The organism is Aeromonas sp. 3P, assembly GCF_051919745.1.
GTDB lineage: Bacteria > Pseudomonadota > Gammaproteobacteria > Enterobacterales > Aeromonadaceae > Aeromonas > Aeromonas veronii.
Window position 1 is genome coordinate 2,468,473 of record NZ_JBQBED010000001.1, and the last position, 14,028, is coordinate 2,482,500.

12 protein-coding genes, 1 tRNA gene, 2 rRNA genes and 1 pseudogene (1 of these 16 only partly in view) are annotated in these 14,028 nt (G+C 58.3%); 7 read left to right on the forward strand and 9 right to left on the reverse strand.

The genetic code is table 11. The annotated features are described in order from the left end of the window. Positions 1-245 precede the first annotated feature (245 nt). Positions 246-1,214, forward strand: coding sequence for a LysR family transcriptional regulator (locus ACTG19_RS11270; RefSeq protein ID WP_005348538.1), 969 nt, complete (start codon positions 246-248; stop codon positions 1,212-1,214). Positions 1,215-1,290: 76 nt separating this feature from the next. Here ACTG19_RS11270 and ACTG19_RS11275 read toward each other — a convergent pair whose 3' ends face one another. Continuing rightward, positions 1,291-1,890: a YhgN family NAAT transporter gene (locus ACTG19_RS11275; protein ID WP_013724175.1), complete on the reverse strand. Its 600-nt coding sequence runs from the start codon at positions 1,888-1,890 to the stop codon at positions 1,291-1,293. 99 nt (positions 1,891-1,989) lie between these two features. After that, positions 1,990-2,235, reverse strand: a complete 246-nt coding sequence (locus ACTG19_RS11280; RefSeq protein ID WP_257687261.1) for a YecH family metal-binding protein — start codon at positions 2,233-2,235, stop codon at positions 1,990-1,992. Positions 2,236-2,444: 209 nt separating this feature from the next. On the opposite strand from ACTG19_RS11280, the gene ACTG19_RS11285 reads away from it, so the two are divergent. Then, positions 2,445-3,728, forward strand: a complete 1,284-nt coding sequence (locus ACTG19_RS11285) for a dicarboxylate/amino acid:cation symporter (RefSeq protein ID WP_005357632.1) — start codon at positions 2,445-2,447, stop codon at positions 3,726-3,728. An 11-nt stretch (positions 3,729-3,739) separates the two neighbouring features. Here ACTG19_RS11285 and ACTG19_RS11290 read toward each other — a convergent pair whose 3' ends face one another. Both ACTG19_RS11290 and ACTG19_RS11295 read right to left on the reverse strand, forming a co-directional pair. After that, positions 3,740-4,054 (reverse strand): putative signal transducing protein, encoded by a 315-nt coding sequence (locus tag ACTG19_RS11290; protein ID WP_005339933.1) that lies wholly within the window; start codon positions 4,052-4,054, stop codon positions 3,740-3,742. Positions 4,055-4,063: 9 nt separating this feature from the next. Further along, entirely contained in the window at positions 4,064-4,966 is a 903-nt protein-coding gene (locus ACTG19_RS11295) for a LysR family transcriptional regulator (RefSeq protein WP_257687262.1), read from the reverse strand. A 96-nt stretch (positions 4,967-5,062) separates the two neighbouring features. On the opposite strand from ACTG19_RS11295, the gene ACTG19_RS11300 reads away from it, so the two are divergent. Then, entirely contained in the window at positions 5,063-6,115 is a 1,053-nt protein-coding gene (locus tag ACTG19_RS11300; RefSeq protein WP_439989089.1) for an HlyD family secretion protein, read from the forward strand. Next, a pseudogene (locus tag ACTG19_RS11305) lies at positions 6,115-7,667 on the forward strand (DHA2 family efflux MFS transporter permease subunit). The gene ACTG19_RS11300 and the pseudogene ACTG19_RS11305 overlap by 1 nt, the downstream one beginning before the upstream one ends. Positions 7,668-7,745: 78 nt before the next feature. On the opposite strand, the gene ACTG19_RS11310 reads toward ACTG19_RS11305, so the two are convergent. Then, entirely contained in the window at positions 7,746-8,372 is a 627-nt protein-coding gene (locus ACTG19_RS11310; RefSeq protein ID WP_113740353.1) for a lysoplasmalogenase, read from the reverse strand. Positions 8,373-8,547: 175 nt separating this feature from the next. Between ACTG19_RS11310 and ACTG19_RS11315 the strand changes: the two genes are divergently transcribed. Then, positions 8,548-8,703 (forward strand): hypothetical protein, encoded by a 156-nt coding sequence (locus ACTG19_RS11315; RefSeq protein ID WP_005348505.1) that lies wholly within the window; start codon positions 8,548-8,550, stop codon positions 8,701-8,703. Between the two features lie 210 nt (positions 8,704-8,913). Here the strand turns inward: ACTG19_RS11315 and ACTG19_RS11320 are convergent, their stop codons facing one another. Further along, the gene (locus tag ACTG19_RS11320) at positions 8,914-10,032 is read right to left on the reverse strand and encodes an acyl-CoA desaturase (protein WP_113740352.1); all 1,119 of its coding nucleotides are present in this window, start codon (positions 10,030-10,032) and stop codon (positions 8,914-8,916) included. A gap of 147 nt (positions 10,033-10,179) precedes the next feature. Between ACTG19_RS11320 and fabR the strand changes: the two genes are divergently transcribed. Both fabR and ACTG19_RS11330 read left to right on the forward strand, forming a co-directional pair. Continuing rightward, entirely contained in the window at positions 10,180-10,800 is a 621-nt protein-coding gene (gene fabR / locus ACTG19_RS11325; protein ID WP_005339921.1) for an HTH-type transcriptional repressor FabR, read from the forward strand. Between the two features lie 19 nt (positions 10,801-10,819). Then, positions 10,820-11,185, forward strand: a complete 366-nt coding sequence (locus ACTG19_RS11330; protein WP_019444675.1) for a YijD family membrane protein — start codon at positions 10,820-10,822, stop codon at positions 11,183-11,185. 479 nt (positions 11,186-11,664) lie between these two features. On the opposite strand, the gene ACTG19_RS11335 is transcribed toward ACTG19_RS11330, so the two are convergent. The 3 genes from ACTG19_RS11335 to ACTG19_RS11345 all read right to left on the reverse strand — a co-directional run. After that, positions 11,665-11,741, reverse strand: a tRNA-Asp gene (locus ACTG19_RS11335). A 97-nt stretch (positions 11,742-11,838) separates the two neighbouring features. Beyond that, positions 11,839-11,953, reverse strand: a 5S ribosomal RNA gene (rrf, locus tag ACTG19_RS11340). A 125-nt stretch (positions 11,954-12,078) separates the two neighbouring features. Further along, positions 12,079-14,028: ribosomal RNA gene (locus ACTG19_RS11345) — 23S ribosomal RNA — on the reverse strand; it runs 940 nt beyond the window's last position.

Here is a 14,028-nt window from a genome sequence, read left to right on the forward strand (position 1 = left end):
ACTTGTATCAAAATAGAGCGCAGGGATTGTTGGGCAAAATCAAGGCAGGTGCAAGTGAGCAAATAAATCATAGCCAAAAAATAGGGCGACCCAAAGGTCGCCATATTGATTGTGCTACATGTCCCCTCAACCGCTACATCCTGTACCAGTGGTTCATGCGAACCTGAGACCATTCGAGGATAAGATCGCCAAGATATGAAAACAAATGGTATAAATTCATCTTAGAATTGAAGAGGATTCATATCATGCTGCTGGAACAACTGGGTCGCATCGACCTCAATTTGCTGATTATCCTGCAGGTGCTGCTGGAGGAGCGCAACGGCAGCAAGGCGGCACGCCGCCTTCATCTGAGCCAGTCCGCCGTCAGCAAAGCCCTCGGCCGTCTGCGCGATACCTTCAATGATCCCCTCTTCATCCGCTCCGCCTACGGGCTGGAGCCCACCGGCCGCGCCCTTGCGCTGCAACAACAGTTGCAACCCATCCTGCTGTCGCTGGACAACCTGATCCAGCCGCCCGAGTTCGACCCCGCCAGCTCGGAGCGAGAGTTCGTCATCGCCAGCATGGACAGCGCCTTCACCCTGTTTGCCCCGCTCTACCTGAGCGAGCTGAAGCGGCAGGCACCACGGATCCGCTTGCGTTACGAGGAGTGGACCGAGAACAGTCTAACCGAGATGAGTCAGGGACAGGTGGACATCGCCTTCGCGGTGCGAGAGAACTGCATCAGCTCCGATTATCGGCTCGATACCCTGCCCGACAGCATCTGTCAGCGAGTGCTGGCGGTCGATGATCTCACCTGTCTGGTGCAGCAGCACCACCCCGCGCTGCGAGAGCCCAACTGGAATCTGGAGCACTACCTCAGCTATCCCCATGTGCAGACTTACTGCGAGGGGCGGGACCGCTGGATGCTGGATCACAAGCTGGCAGAGCAGGATCTCTACCGACGTATCGAGGCAACCGTGCCCTCCTTCGAGGCGGCACTACGGATGGGGATGCACTCCGACATGATAGTAACGCTCTCCCGGCTCTACGCCCGCCACGCCACCCAGGTCTATCCGCTGTTACAGCTGCCGCTGCCCATCGGGTTGGACAGCATCTCCCATCTACTCATCTGGCATCAGCGTCACAGCGAGGATCCGGGCCACCGCTGGCTGCGGGAGCTGCTGCTGTCCCTCATCATGAGCAAACTGGAACCCGCAGCGACCACTCACGAGTGACTGCACGTCCTCTCAACAGCAAAAAAGAACGGGGCTCTGCGTAGCCCCGTTTCATTCACTTCAAGATGTAAACCGCTCAGCCCTGACCGGTCACCGCCAGATAGTGATGCACCCCGTCCAGCAGCATCTGGACCGAGATCATCACCAACAGCATACCCATCAACCGCTCCACCGCAGTGAGTCCCCGCTCACCCAGCAGCTTGTTGAATACCTCGTAGAACATCAGGATCACCGCGCTGGCGGCCCAGGCCAGAAAGAGTGCCAGCGACCAGTCCACCATCCGGGTCGGCTCCTGATTGGCCAGCAGCATCAAAGAAGCCAAGATAGAAGGACCGGCGATCATCGGGATCGCCATCGGCACCAGGAAGGGCTCCTCGCCCGCCGCCAGCCCGGTCACGCCCCCTTCACTCGGGAAGATCATCTTGATGGCGATCAGGAACAGGATAATGCCCCCCGCAATGCTGACCGCCTCCTGCCGCAGGTTGAGGAAACCGAGGATCTGCTGACCGACGAACAGGAACAGCATCATGATGGCCAGCGAGAAGAGCAGCTCGCGCACCATCACCTTGCGACGTCGCTTGGGATCGATATGACGCAGGATAGAGAGGAAGACCGGCAGGTTGCCCAGCGGGTCCATGATCAGAAACAGCATGACTGCGGCAGAGAAAGTATCCATACAACGCCCGGGCTACGCCCTGAATAGGGAAAAGAGAGGGGGCGAAATATAGCAAAGGGCGAAGAATTGAGCGAGCGCCATGATGCGCTCGCAGCGGGATTAACCGTGGTTGCAGATCTTGTCGGCGCGGGTCTGGAAACCCTCGGCCGAGTCGATGAATTTGCCGCGGGCAGCCAGAAAGTCGATCAGCGCTTCCGCATCCATCTCGCTGGCGCTGCAGGTATGAAAACGGGCCTCGGCACCGAACCGCTCGGCCATCGCCTGTTTCAGGCTGGCACGGGTAAATTGCCCCCCTTGCGCCAGCATCATTTCCATCACTTCGTGACCATGAACCGATTGCGGCATCTCTCACCTCAATAATGAACATATTTAATGCCAATTAAATATCTCCACGCCCGGAGGGATCTTGATATAGGCCAATAAATTGCGCATTACCTGGTCAGGGGAGTGGTCACCGCCACCGCTTTGTCGATAATGTGGCAACCCGCGTCAGGGATCGCTACACTGGCGCCCCTTTTTGGCCATCGCAGACAATGTATAAGGATATTGGCGTCATGCTGTTCCATGGAGAGGCTCTCAAGCCCTGGCAGATCTGGACCCGCCGACCACTCTGGCTCAAGACCCTGATCGGTATGCTGACAGGGGTGGGGCTGGGCGTTGGCTTTGAAGAGCAAGCCCTGCTGCTCAAGCCCCTTGGCGTCCTGTTCGTCAACACCATCCAGATGCTGATGGTGCCTCTTATCTTCTGCTCGGTCATCGCCGGTCTCACCTCGCTGCTCAAGGGCAAGGCCCTCGATCGCATCGGCAGCAAGGCGATCTGCCTCTACTTCTGTTCGACCGCCATCGCCATCTGCATCGGCCTGATGATGGGCTGGCTGCTGGAACCCGGCATGGGTGCCGACATGGGCCCCTATGAGCGGGTCGGTATGTCGGAACCACCCACCCTGGCCAGCGTGCTGAGCCATCTGGTGCCGAGTAACCCGGTACAGGCGATGGTGGATGGCAAGATCCTGCAAGTGATCGTCTTTGCGGTGGCGCTGGCGGTCGCCCTCAATGCCAGCGGTCGCCGTGGCCGCCCCGCCATCCTCTTCTTCACCTCGCTGGCCGAGGGGATGTTCAAGCTGACCCAGATGGTGATGGCGCTCGCGCCTTACGGTGTCTGCGCCCTGATGGCCTGGATGACCGGCAAGTACGGTCTCGACCTGCTGCTGCCGCTGCTCAAGGTGATCGGCGCCGTCTACCTCGGCTGCCTGCTGCACGTGCTCGGGGTCTACAGCACCCTGCTGCTCCTGCTGGCACGGCTCAATCCGCTGCACTACTTCAAGAGTATCGTTGATGCCCAGGCGGTGGCCTTCACCAGCAGCTCGAGCAACTCCACCCTGCCCATCAGTCTGGCCTGCGCAGAGAAGCGGCTGGGAGTCTCCCCCGCCATCACCGCCAAGGTGCTGCCCATCGGCGCCACCATCAACATGGATGGTACCGCCCTCTATCAGGGAGTGACTGCGCTGTTCGTGGCTCAGGCATTCGGGGTGGATCTGCACATGGTCGATTACCTGACCATCATCAGCATCGCCACCCTGGCCAGTATCGGCACCGCAGGCACCCCGGGCACCGGGTTGATGCTGCTGACCCTGACCCTGACGGCGGTGGGCTTGCCGCTGGAAGGGGTGGCACTGATTGCAGGCATTGACCGGATCCTCGACATGGCGCGCACCACGGTCAATGTTTCGGGGGATATTCTGGTATCGGTGCTGATCGCCCGCAGCGAAAACGAGCTGGATCTGGCGACCTATCACGATGCCAGCGCAGGGGAAGATATCGAGTTCCCGCCGCGCTAGCGGAAGAGAGATCAGCTGTCGTGGGGATCGTGATGACAGCGCCAGCATACGTCGAAGTTGGCGCCGTTCTCCTCCCCGCACTGGCCGCACAGCCAGCCGTTACCCTGACGCTGCTGGTAACGCTCGATGACCCGTCCCGCCTTGCTGCGATCCTCGGCTCGCACCATCAGGGTCACCTGCAACATGTCGACCGGCAGCTCGCCAAGGGCGCCAGACAGCCCCTCGCCATTGAGGCGCACCAGCACCCCTTCCGCCTCCAGCGCCCCTTTCAACGCGTGCGCCTCCAGGGTGTGTGAGGCGCGATAGAGATTGATCCAGTTATCCATAGCTCCCCCTTACAACAGCTTGTCGATGCCAAACTCGGCGCCGTTCTCAATCATGAAATCGATGAATGCCCGCAACTTGCGCGGCATCAGTTGCCGTTCCGGAAACAGCAAATAAATCGGCACCCTGGGTTGCTGCCACTCTGGCAGCAGGATCACCAGCTCGCCGCTGGCCAGCTCATCCTGACAGAGCATAGCGGGTAACGAGGCCAACCCCAGCCCCGCCTTCGCCGCCTCCCGGGCACAGGTAATATTATTGACCCGAAAACGGGATGGGGGGTCAACCAGCACCTCTCTGCCATCCAGCTCGAAGCACCAGTGAGAGGCGAGAAACCCGCTGCTCACCGTCACCCGCTCGTGGTTGGCCAGATCCTCCGGCCGCCCGATGACCGGGCTGCGGGCCAGATAGTCCGGGCTGGCACAGAGCAGCCGCCCGGTGCTCCAGAGTCGGCGCGCCGCCAGATTGGAGTCGCTCATGTCGCCAATCCGCACCACCGCATCCAGCCCTTCACTGATGGGGTCTACCACCCGGTTGGTCAGTTCCAGCTCCACCTGCAGGGCGGGATAGGCCTGCAAAAACTTGGCAACCAGGCGCCCGACCACCAGTTGCCCCGTCTCGATGGGCACCGCCAGTTTGAGGGTGCCGGTCACCTCCTGCTGGCTGGCGCTCAGCATCAGCTCGGCTTCGGTCAGGGCATCGACCGCCTTGCTGCAGTGCAGGTAGTACTTCTCCCCCTCCTCGGTCAAAGTGAGCTGACGGGTGGAGCGATAGAGCAGACGCACTCCGAGCCGCTGTTCCAGCTCGGCGATGCGGCGGCTGACCATCGCCTTGGTCATCCCCAGCTCGCGGGCGGCCCCCGTAAACGAGCCCTTGTCGACGATACGCACCAGAATTAACGCGGCATTGAGATCCATTGTTGCACCAGTGAAACTGTATATCTCGTGAACCAATACTAATCGAAACAGTTGACCAGTGTTAGCCTGCGCCCCTTAAGTTCAGGAATCACAAAAATGAGTCAACACAAAAAAATTCCCCTGCTGGCAGCCATGATATTGGCTCTGCTCGGTCTGCTGTTCGCCGGTTACTGGTATCTTCACGGCCGCTATTTTGAAAGCACCGACAACGCCTATCTGCAAAGTGAAGTGACCGGGATCAGCTCCAAGCTGCCCGGCTATATCCGCGAAGTGCTGGTCACCGACAACCAGCCGGTCAAAGCGGGCCAACTGATCGCCCGGCTCGATGATCGCGAATACAAAACCAGGGTCGCGGAGGCCGAAGCCGACCTGTGCCTCAATCAGGCGACGGCCGAAAATCTGGCGGCCACCCGCACCCAACAACTGAGCCTGATCCAGCAGGCCGAGGCCAAGGTCGCCTCCGCCAATGCCGAACAGCTGCGCGCCAGCCAGCAGGTCAACCGGATCAGTCAGCTCAACCAGCGCCACTACAGCTCGCAAGATAGTCTGGACGAGGTGCGTGCCGGCCTGCAGGTCAATCAGGCGCAAGCCCGGGAGGCCCAAGCCGCCCTGCAAGCGGCCCGTGAGCGACTGCTGGTACTGGATGCCGAGCGCAAACAGAATCTGGCCAAGCTGGCATTGAGCGAAGCGCAACTGGAGCAAGCCAAGCTGGAGCTAGGTTATACCGAGCTGCGGGCACCGGCCGATGGCATCATCGGCAAGCGCAGCCTGCGGGAAGGGCTCTACGTCCAGTCCGGTATGCAGGTCGCCAGCCTGGTGCCGCTGCAGCAGGTGTGGGTCGAGGCCAACTTCAAGGAGACCCAGCTCGCCCATATGCAGCCGGGCCAGAAGGTCGAAGTGGTACTCGATGCCTACCCGGATCAACCGGTCGAGGGGATCATCGACAGCCTGGCTCCGGCGACCGGCGCCAAGTTCGCCCTGCTGCCACCGGAGAATGCCACCGGCAACTTCACCAAAATCGTGCAACGGGTACCGGTGAAGATCCGCATCCCCGAGCCGGGCCCGCTGGCAGGCAAGCTGCTGCCGGGTCTCTCGACCGAAGTGATCGTGGATACCCGCACTCCTGATCCCGTGGTGGCTGCCAACTGATGGAACCCATTCCACGTCGCAACTGGATCGCGGTCATGGGGGCCTTATCGGCGCCTTTATGGCCATCCTCGATATCCAGATCACCAATGCCTCCCTGAAGGACATTCAGGGGGCCCTGTCAGCCACCCTGAGCGAGAGCTCCTGGATCTCCACCTCCTATCTGGTGGCGGAGATGATCGCCATCCCCCTGAGCGGCTGGTTGAGCCGGGGGTTGAGTGTGCGCCGTTACCTGCTCTGGACCACCGGTGCGTTTATCGCCGCCTCCGTGCTCTGCTCGTTCAGCTGGAACCTCACCAGCATGATCGTCTTCCGGGCGCTGCAAGGCTTCACTGGCGGGGCGCTGATCCCGATGGCCTTTTCCCTCATCGTCACCCTGTTGCCGCTACAGAAGCGGGCCACCGGCATGGCGCTTTTTGGCCTCTGCGCCACCTTCGCCCCCGCCATCGGCCCGACCCTCGGTGGCTGGCTCACCGAGCAGATGTCGTGGCACTACATCTTCTATCTCAACGTGCCGCCGGGACTGCTGGTGATAGCCATGCTGGCCCACGGGCTTGATAAAAAACCGGTGGACTGGGCCGTGATCAAGCGGGTAGACCTCATCGGGATTGTCACCATGGCGCTCGGCCTCGGCCTGCTGGAGGTGGTACTGGAAGAGGGCAACCGGGAAGACTGGTTCGGCTCAAGCTTCATCGTGCGACTGGCAGTCATTTCGGCGGTGGCGCTGGTGTTCTTCGTCATCAGCCAGCTGATCCGCCGTCACCCGCTGGTCAATCTGCGGCTGCTGCACAACCCGCGCTTCGCGCTGGCCTGCTTCGCCTATCTGATCCTCGGCATGGCGTTGATGGGCTCCATCTATGTGCTGCCGCTCTACATGACCCAGATCCACAACTACAACGCGCTGGAAATCGGCGAGGTACTGATGTGGATGGGGCTGCCGCAACTGCTGGTGCTACCGCTGGTACCCAGGCTGACCCACAAGATAGACCCGCGCTATCTGGTGAGCTTCGGCTTCCTTATCTTCGCCGTCAGCTGCTTTATGAACGTCAACATGAGTGCAGACTACGCCGGGCCGCAGCTGATCCAGTCGCTTATCGTGCGGGCGCTGGGGCAGCCCTTCATCATGGTGCCGCTCTCCCTGGTCGCCACCGCCAGCCTGAGCCACGACGAGATCCCCTCCTCCTCGACCCTGCTCAACGTGCTGCGCAACCTGGGTGGTGCGTTCGGTATCGCCATCATCGCGACCCTGCTCGACAACGATACCCGCACCCACGTGCTGCAAATTGGCAGCACTCTGGCCGCCAGCAGTATCGAGGGGCAGAGCTATCTGCTGCAACTGGCCCAGAGCATGATGGCGCAGGGTTCAGGCCCAGAGATAGCCCAGCAGCAAGCCCACGCCATGCTGGCCAATACCATCAACCGGGAGGCGGCCATCATGGCCTACAACCAGGTGTTCTACATCATGGGGATCTTCCTGCTGATCGCCAGCGGCCTGATGCTGTTGCTCAAATCCCCCGCCCCACGGGCAGCAGATGCCGAACCGCTAGAGGCGTGAAACAACGCCGGGCATAAAACGAAAAACGGGCTAATGCCCGTTTTTCGTTATCTGTTACCTGCACTCAACCAGAAAGCGTTATCCCGCCAGCGACCCCGCAATCAGGAATTGCGCCGCGAAGTAGCTGCTCATCACCCAGGCACGAGCATGGGGAAAGGGGTGGCGGAAGCGATCGAGCGCCAGCATGCTGTCGGAGAAGAGGAACATCAGTGCCCCCACCAGAGCGGCGGCCGAACCGGCAGTGAGAGAGGCGTGCCAGGCACCGGCGGCCACCCAGGCCATGCCAATGATCACCAGCATGTAGCAGAAGACCGGGATCCGCATCTCCCCAAGCTTGCCCCACAGCAGGCCAAAGACCATGCCGGCGATCAGCAACAGCAGCAAACCATCCACCAGATTGAGCAACAACGGCCCTTGGGCAAAACCGACGATATAGCAGAGATGCGCGACAAGAAATGCCGCCAACCCCTGAATGAAGCGATCACTTGGCAGCATCAGCAGCACATCGCCCGCCAGCGAGAGACAAAGGCCGAGCAGGATCCAGGCGTGGGAACCGTCGTGGTCATAACTCTGGTAGCCGAACGCCAACGCAATGATAAGCAGCATGGTCAGCGGCTTGCTGATATAGAACTGGCGGCAGTCTGAACCGTAGGCAGCACGGATGTGCCACCAACCTGAAGCGATGATCAAGAAACTCAATAACATGCCCTGCTCCTCACCTGTTGCTCGCAGTCATACGGCAACCGTTTTTATCATGGTGCAGGGTAACAAATTCCCTACCCCAGTGGCAGGGGTGCTGATCAAATGGACAGACTAAGCCTAAAGTCTAATTGCCGCCCCGAGTGGTTCAGGGCATAAGTGACGGGTCTGGAGGATCACCATGGAAGAAGCTATGAAGAACTATCTGCCCGCCATCGATATCATGATGTGCCATCTGGGGATCAGCTTTGAGCAGGCCTGTGAACAACTGGGTCTTAGCCAGCAGGAGCAACAGGCACTGGATCAGTTGCAGCAACAGCAGAGCCAAGCCAACTAAGCCCTCCCGTTATTGGATATCATGATGCCCCATCTGGGGATCAGCTTTGAGCAGGCCTGTGAACAGCTGGGTCCCAGCCAGCAGGAGCAACAGGCACTGGATCAGTTGCAGCAACAGCAGAGCCAAGCCAACTAGCTTGAGTTGAATCATAAAAGAGAAGACCGCCAGCAGGCGGTCTTCTCCTTTAGTCTCTGTGATAATCGGACGGCATCATGCAATACCTGCCAGCAAACGACTCCAGTTGCGTTTACCTGCGATAAAGCCGTCCCGCAGGGCCCGGTACTCCAGTTGCAGCTTGAGGCGGTCATAGCGCGCCAGCGCCTTGCGCCTGCGCAGCTCCAGCAGCCGCTTGCGACTGGCGTAATAGTGTTGCAACTGCTGGCTCAGCTTGTCGTACTCCTCCTGCAGCAGCGCCTGCCACAGTTCGCGATCTTCCTGCTTGCGCAACTTGGCTTGTGCCCGTTTCAGCTGCATCTGCAGCCGGGCTTGTTCGATACGCTCCTCCGGCGAGGATCTGAGATCCCCCGCCAGACCACACCAGGAGGCGAGCCGGATCAACCACTTGGTCGGATCGAACTGCCACCAGTGAATGCCGTTGCGGTAGTCATTCTCGAACAGGTGGTGAAAGTTGTGGTACCCCTCGCCAAAGGTGAAAAAAGCCAGGATGCCGTTATCGCGAGCGGTATTGTGGTCGGTATAGGGCTGACTGCCCCAGATGTGGGCCAGCGAATTGATGAAGAAGGTGGTGTGGTGAGTCATCACCATCCGCAGTACGCCCGCCAACAGCAACATGCCGAGCATATCCCCGTGCCACAGGCCGAGCAGCAGCGGCAGCCCCAGATTGGCCGCCAGCGCCAGCGTCAGATAGTGACGGTGCTGAAACGCGACCACCGGGTTGTTCTGCAGGTCACGCACATTATTGTAATCGCCATAGCGATCTCCCTGATGCTCACGCAGCATCCAGCCGATGTGCGAATACCAGAAGCCGCGCCCCGCGCTGTAGGGGTCTTTATCGTTGTCATCCACATGACGATGGTGACGGCGGTGATCGGCCGACCAGTGCAGGGCCGAATTCTGCAGCGCCAACGCACCGCCGATGGCAAACAACCACTGCAAAGCGAGGTGCGCCTTGTAGGCCTTGTGCGACCAGAGCCGGTGATAGCCTGCGGTGATGGAGAGACCACTAAGGCAGAACAACAACAGGAAACTGGCCCACTGCCAGAGATCGTAACCGTGGCTCACGCCGTACCAAGGTACGACAATCAACGCCACTATCCCGGAGAGGGAGAACAGCAGGGTATTGGTCAAAATAATGGGGGGTCTGGCCATTTCATTGCATCCTTTCAGCGAACAGCTGTTAGCCATTTTCTATGGTGATTTCCTCACGGTCAATGGTAAAAAAGTAGGATACAAACCTGATCCTGAGGCGCCTTCGGGTTATCATTTGTCCTCGTTAAGCTGAAGGTGACTGATTTCGTGGGTATTCGCGCTCAACAAAAAGAAAAAACCCGGCGTACATTGATCGATGCTGCATTCAGCCAACTGTGCGCCAATCGGAGTTTCTCCAATCTCAGCCTGCGGGAAGTCGCTCGCGAAGCAGGTATCGCGCCCACCTCTTTCTATCGCCACTTTCGCGATATGGAGGAGCTGGGCCTGACCCTGGTTGACGAAGGAGGTCTCACCCTGCGCCAACTGATGCGACAGGCACGCCAGCGCATTGCCGGTGGTGGTAGTGTCATCAGCACCTCGGTGCAGACCTTTATGGAGTTCGTCGAGAACAACCCCAACATCTTCCGGCTGCTGCTGCGGGAACGCTCCGGCACCTCGGCCGCCTTTCGTCAGGCGGTGGCTCGCGAAATCCAGCACTTCATTGCCGAGCTAACCGATTATCTGGAAGCCACCACCGAAGCACCACGGGAAGATGCCTACATCCAGGCAGAAGCCATGGTTACCATCGTCTTCAGTGCCGGTGCCGATGCGCTCGACATGACCAGCGAAGAGTGCCGGGCACTCTCCGACCGAACAATTCGCCAACTGCGGATGATCGCCATGGGCGCCGAGGTACAAAACCAGAAGCGCCGTGAACCTCACCCATGACCACAGGATGGAGAACGATATGACTGAACAGCTTATGATCCCGAAAAAACCGCTCGCCATGGCCATGCTGATTGGTATCTGTGGCGATGCCTCTCTGGCCGTGCTGACCAACTCGGTCGTGCCTTTCTCCTTCTTTCCGCTGATTGCCCTCTGGCTGGCGGCCTATCAGCTGTTCCAGCACTATCGCCATGAACCCATGGTGGGCAACACCCCCATCTGCACCCTGCTTTGCTTCTTTATCGGTGTCTTCGGCCACTCCGCGCTGCTCAAGGTGCAATACCCGGAGCTTGGCAGCAACTTCTTCTCCCTGATCATGATGCTGCTGCTACTGGCTGCCCTCTCCATCAAGCTCGGCCTGAGCATTGGCAACAAAGAGAAGCGCTGATAAATCGACCGAGTGATGATAATCAGTTGATAGATAAAGCAAAGAGGCCTTCCCGTCGGGAAGGCCTCTTTGCTTGAACGGTACCTGATTAATCCGGCAATCTCGGTATTCCCAGCCTAGCCAAGCTGCTGGGCTTCAAGATCGACGTGCAGATGGAAGCGGAGGTGGTCAATATGGGACTGCCCTGTACTCAGCAAGCAACACAAGCCTGATTTGGCCGCCTCTAGACTCGCTCAAGTGACCTCGAATGAAGCCAACAAGGCTCGGATATAGCCCGAAAATGGTGGAAATAACCGGCTATCTGGCACTCTTACTTGGCAGGTAAAAGCCAGATATTGGCGGTTTAACGCGCTAAAAATACAAAAGCCCGGTCGTGAAGCCGGGCTTTGTATTGGTTCCGATGTGCAAATATGTAGGTCTTATGAGCAAAACCACCCATAGCAAAAAGGCCTTCCCATCTGGGAAGGCCTTCAAATTAGTGGCGGAGCGGACGGGACTCGAACCCGCGACCCCCGGCGTGACAGGCCGGTATTCTAACCGACTGAACTACCGCTCCGCATTCGGTTAGCTTGCGCTAAATTTTCTGCTGCTTCTTCTGAGGTGTCATCCTCGCAGCCAGTGACGTGATTCTTCACATCGCTGTTTAATTGGGTGCCTGGCAGTGTCCTACTCTCGCATGGCGAATGCCACACTACCATCGGCGCTACCGCGTTTCACTTCTGAGTTCGGCATGGGATCAGGTGGTTCCACGGCGCTATGGCCGCCAGGCAAATTCTTAATCCAGAAAGCTGACGTGAGTAACGAGGTTGCCTATTGGCTTGTCGCTATCACTGAATTAGTTAGTAGTTCGCTTGGTATTTGCTACAAGGCCCAGAACACTTCTTGGGTGTTGTATGGTTAAGCCTCACGGGTAATTAGTATGGGTTAGCTCAACACGTCGCCGCGCTTACACACCCCACCTATCAACGTTGTGGTCTCCAACGGCCCTTTAGGACCCTCAAGGGGTCAGGGATGACTCATCTCAGGGCTCGCTTCCCGCTTAGATGCTTTCAGCGGTTATCGATTCCGAACTTAGCTACCGGGCAGTGCCACTGGCGTGACAACCCGAACACCAGAGGTTCGTTCACTCCGGTCCTCTCGTACTAGGAGCAACTCCCTTCAATCATCCAACGCCCACGGCAGATAGGGACCGAACTGTCTCACGACGTTCTGAACCCAGCTCGCGTACCACTTTAAATGGCGAACAGCCATACCCTTGGGACCGACTTCAGCCCCAGGATGTGATGAGCCGACATCGAGGTGCCAAACACCGCCGTCGATATGAACTCTTGGGCGGTATCAGCCTGTTATCCCCGGAGTACCTTTTATCCGTTGAGCGATGGCCCTTCCATTCAGAACCACCGGATCACTATGACCTACTTTCGTACCTGCTCGACCTGTCCGTCTCGCAGTTAAGCTGGCTTATGCCATTGCACTAACCTCCTGATGTCCGACCAGGATTAGCCAACCTTCGTGCTCCTCCGTTACTCTTTGGGAGGAGACCGCCCCAGTCAAACTACCCACCAGGCACTGTCCGCGAGCCCGATTCAGGGCCCTGCGTTAGAACATCAAACATACAAGGGTGGTATTTCAAGGACGGCTCCAGCGCAACTGGCGTCACGCCTTCAAAGCCTCCCACCTATCCTACACATGTAGGTTCAATGTTCAGTGCCAAGCTGTAGTAAAGGTTCACGGGGTCTTTCCGTCTAGCCGCGGGTACACCGCATCTTCACGGCGAATTCGATTTCACTGAGTCTCGGGTGGAGACAGCATGGCCATGGTTACACCATTCGTGCAGGTCGGAACTTACCCGACAAGGAATTTCGCTACCTTAGGACCGTTATAGTTACGGCCGCCGTTTACCGGGGCTTCGATCAAGAGCTTCGCTTGCGCTAACCCCATCAATTAACCTTCCGGCACCGGGCAGGTGTCACACCCTATACGTCCACTTTCGTGTTTGCAGAGTGCTGTGTTTTTGATAAACAGTCCCAGCCATCTGGTCACTGCGACTCCCAACTGCTCCATCCGCAAGGGACTTCACTGTCAAGAGCGAACCTTCTCCCGAAGTTACGGTTCTATTTTGCCTAGTTCCTTCACCCGAGTTCTCTCAAGCGCCTTGGTATTCTCTACCCGACCACCTGTGTCGGTTTGGGGTACGATGACTTGTAATCTGAAGCTTAGAGGCTTTTCCTGGAAGCAGGGCATCAATGGCTTCCACACCGTAGTGTGTTCGTCTCGTGTCTCAGTGTTGTGTCTCCGGATTTGCCTAGAAACACCACCTACGCACTTTCACCAGGACAACCGTCGCCTGGCCCACCTAGCCTTCTCCGTCCCCCCATCGCAATTACAAGTCGTGCAGGAATATTAACCTGCTTCCCATCGACTACGCCTTTCGGCCTCGCCTTAGGGGTCGACTCACCCTGCCCCGATTAACGTTGGACAGGAACCCTTGGTCTTCCGGCGAGGAGGCTTTTCACCCCCTTTATCGTTACTTACGTCAGCATTCGCACTTCTGATATCTCCAGCATACCTCTCGATACACCTTCGCAGACTTACAGAACGCTCCCCTACCACTCACACATAAGTGTGAATCCGCGGCTTCGGTGCCTGGTTTGAGCCCCGTTACATCTTCCGCGCAGGCCGACTCGACTAGTGAGCTATTACGCTTTCTTTAAATGATGGCTGCTTCTAAGCCAACATCCTAGCTGTCTGAGCCTTCCCACATCGTTTCCCACTTAACCAGAACTTTGGGACCTTAGCCGGCGGTCTGGGTTGTTTCCCTCTTCACGACGGACGTTAGCACC

What these genes read in the sequence shown, in the direction of transcription:
- ACTG19_RS11270 (WP_005348538.1), top strand. Translation starts at nt 246, where the DNA reads ATGCTGCTGGAACAACTGGGTCGCATCGACCTCAATTTGCTGATTATC.
- ACTG19_RS11275 (WP_013724175.1), bottom strand. Translation starts at nt 1,890, where the DNA reads ATGGATACTTTCTCTGCCGCAGTCATGCTGTTTCTGATCATGGACCCG.
- ACTG19_RS11280 (WP_257687261.1), bottom strand. Translation starts at nt 2,235, where the DNA reads ATGCCGCAATCGGTTCATGGTCACGAAGTGATGGAAATGATGCTGGCG.
- ACTG19_RS11285 (WP_005357632.1), top strand. Translation starts at nt 2,445, where the DNA reads ATGCTGTTCCATGGAGAGGCTCTCAAGCCCTGGCAGATCTGGACCCGC.
- ACTG19_RS11290 (WP_005339933.1), bottom strand. Translation starts at nt 4,054, where the DNA reads ATGGATAACTGGATCAATCTCTATCGCGCCTCACACACCCTGGAGGCG.
- ACTG19_RS11295 (WP_257687262.1), bottom strand. Translation starts at nt 4,966, where the DNA reads ATGGATCTCAATGCCGCGTTAATTCTGGTGCGTATCGTCGACAAGGGC.
- ACTG19_RS11300 (WP_439989089.1), top strand. Translation starts at nt 5,063, where the DNA reads ATGAGTCAACACAAAAAAATTCCCCTGCTGGCAGCCATGATATTGGCT.
- ACTG19_RS11310 (WP_113740353.1), bottom strand. Translation starts at nt 8,372, where the DNA reads ATGTTATTGAGTTTCTTGATCATCGCTTCAGGTTGGTGGCACATCCGT.
- ACTG19_RS11315 (WP_005348505.1), top strand. Translation starts at nt 8,548, where the DNA reads ATGGAAGAAGCTATGAAGAACTATCTGCCCGCCATCGATATCATGATG.
- ACTG19_RS11320 (WP_113740352.1), bottom strand. Translation starts at nt 10,032, where the DNA reads ATGGCCAGACCCCCCATTATTTTGACCAATACCCTGCTGTTCTCCCTC.
- ACTG19_RS11330 (WP_019444675.1), top strand. Translation starts at nt 10,820, where the DNA reads ATGACTGAACAGCTTATGATCCCGAAAAAACCGCTCGCCATGGCCATG.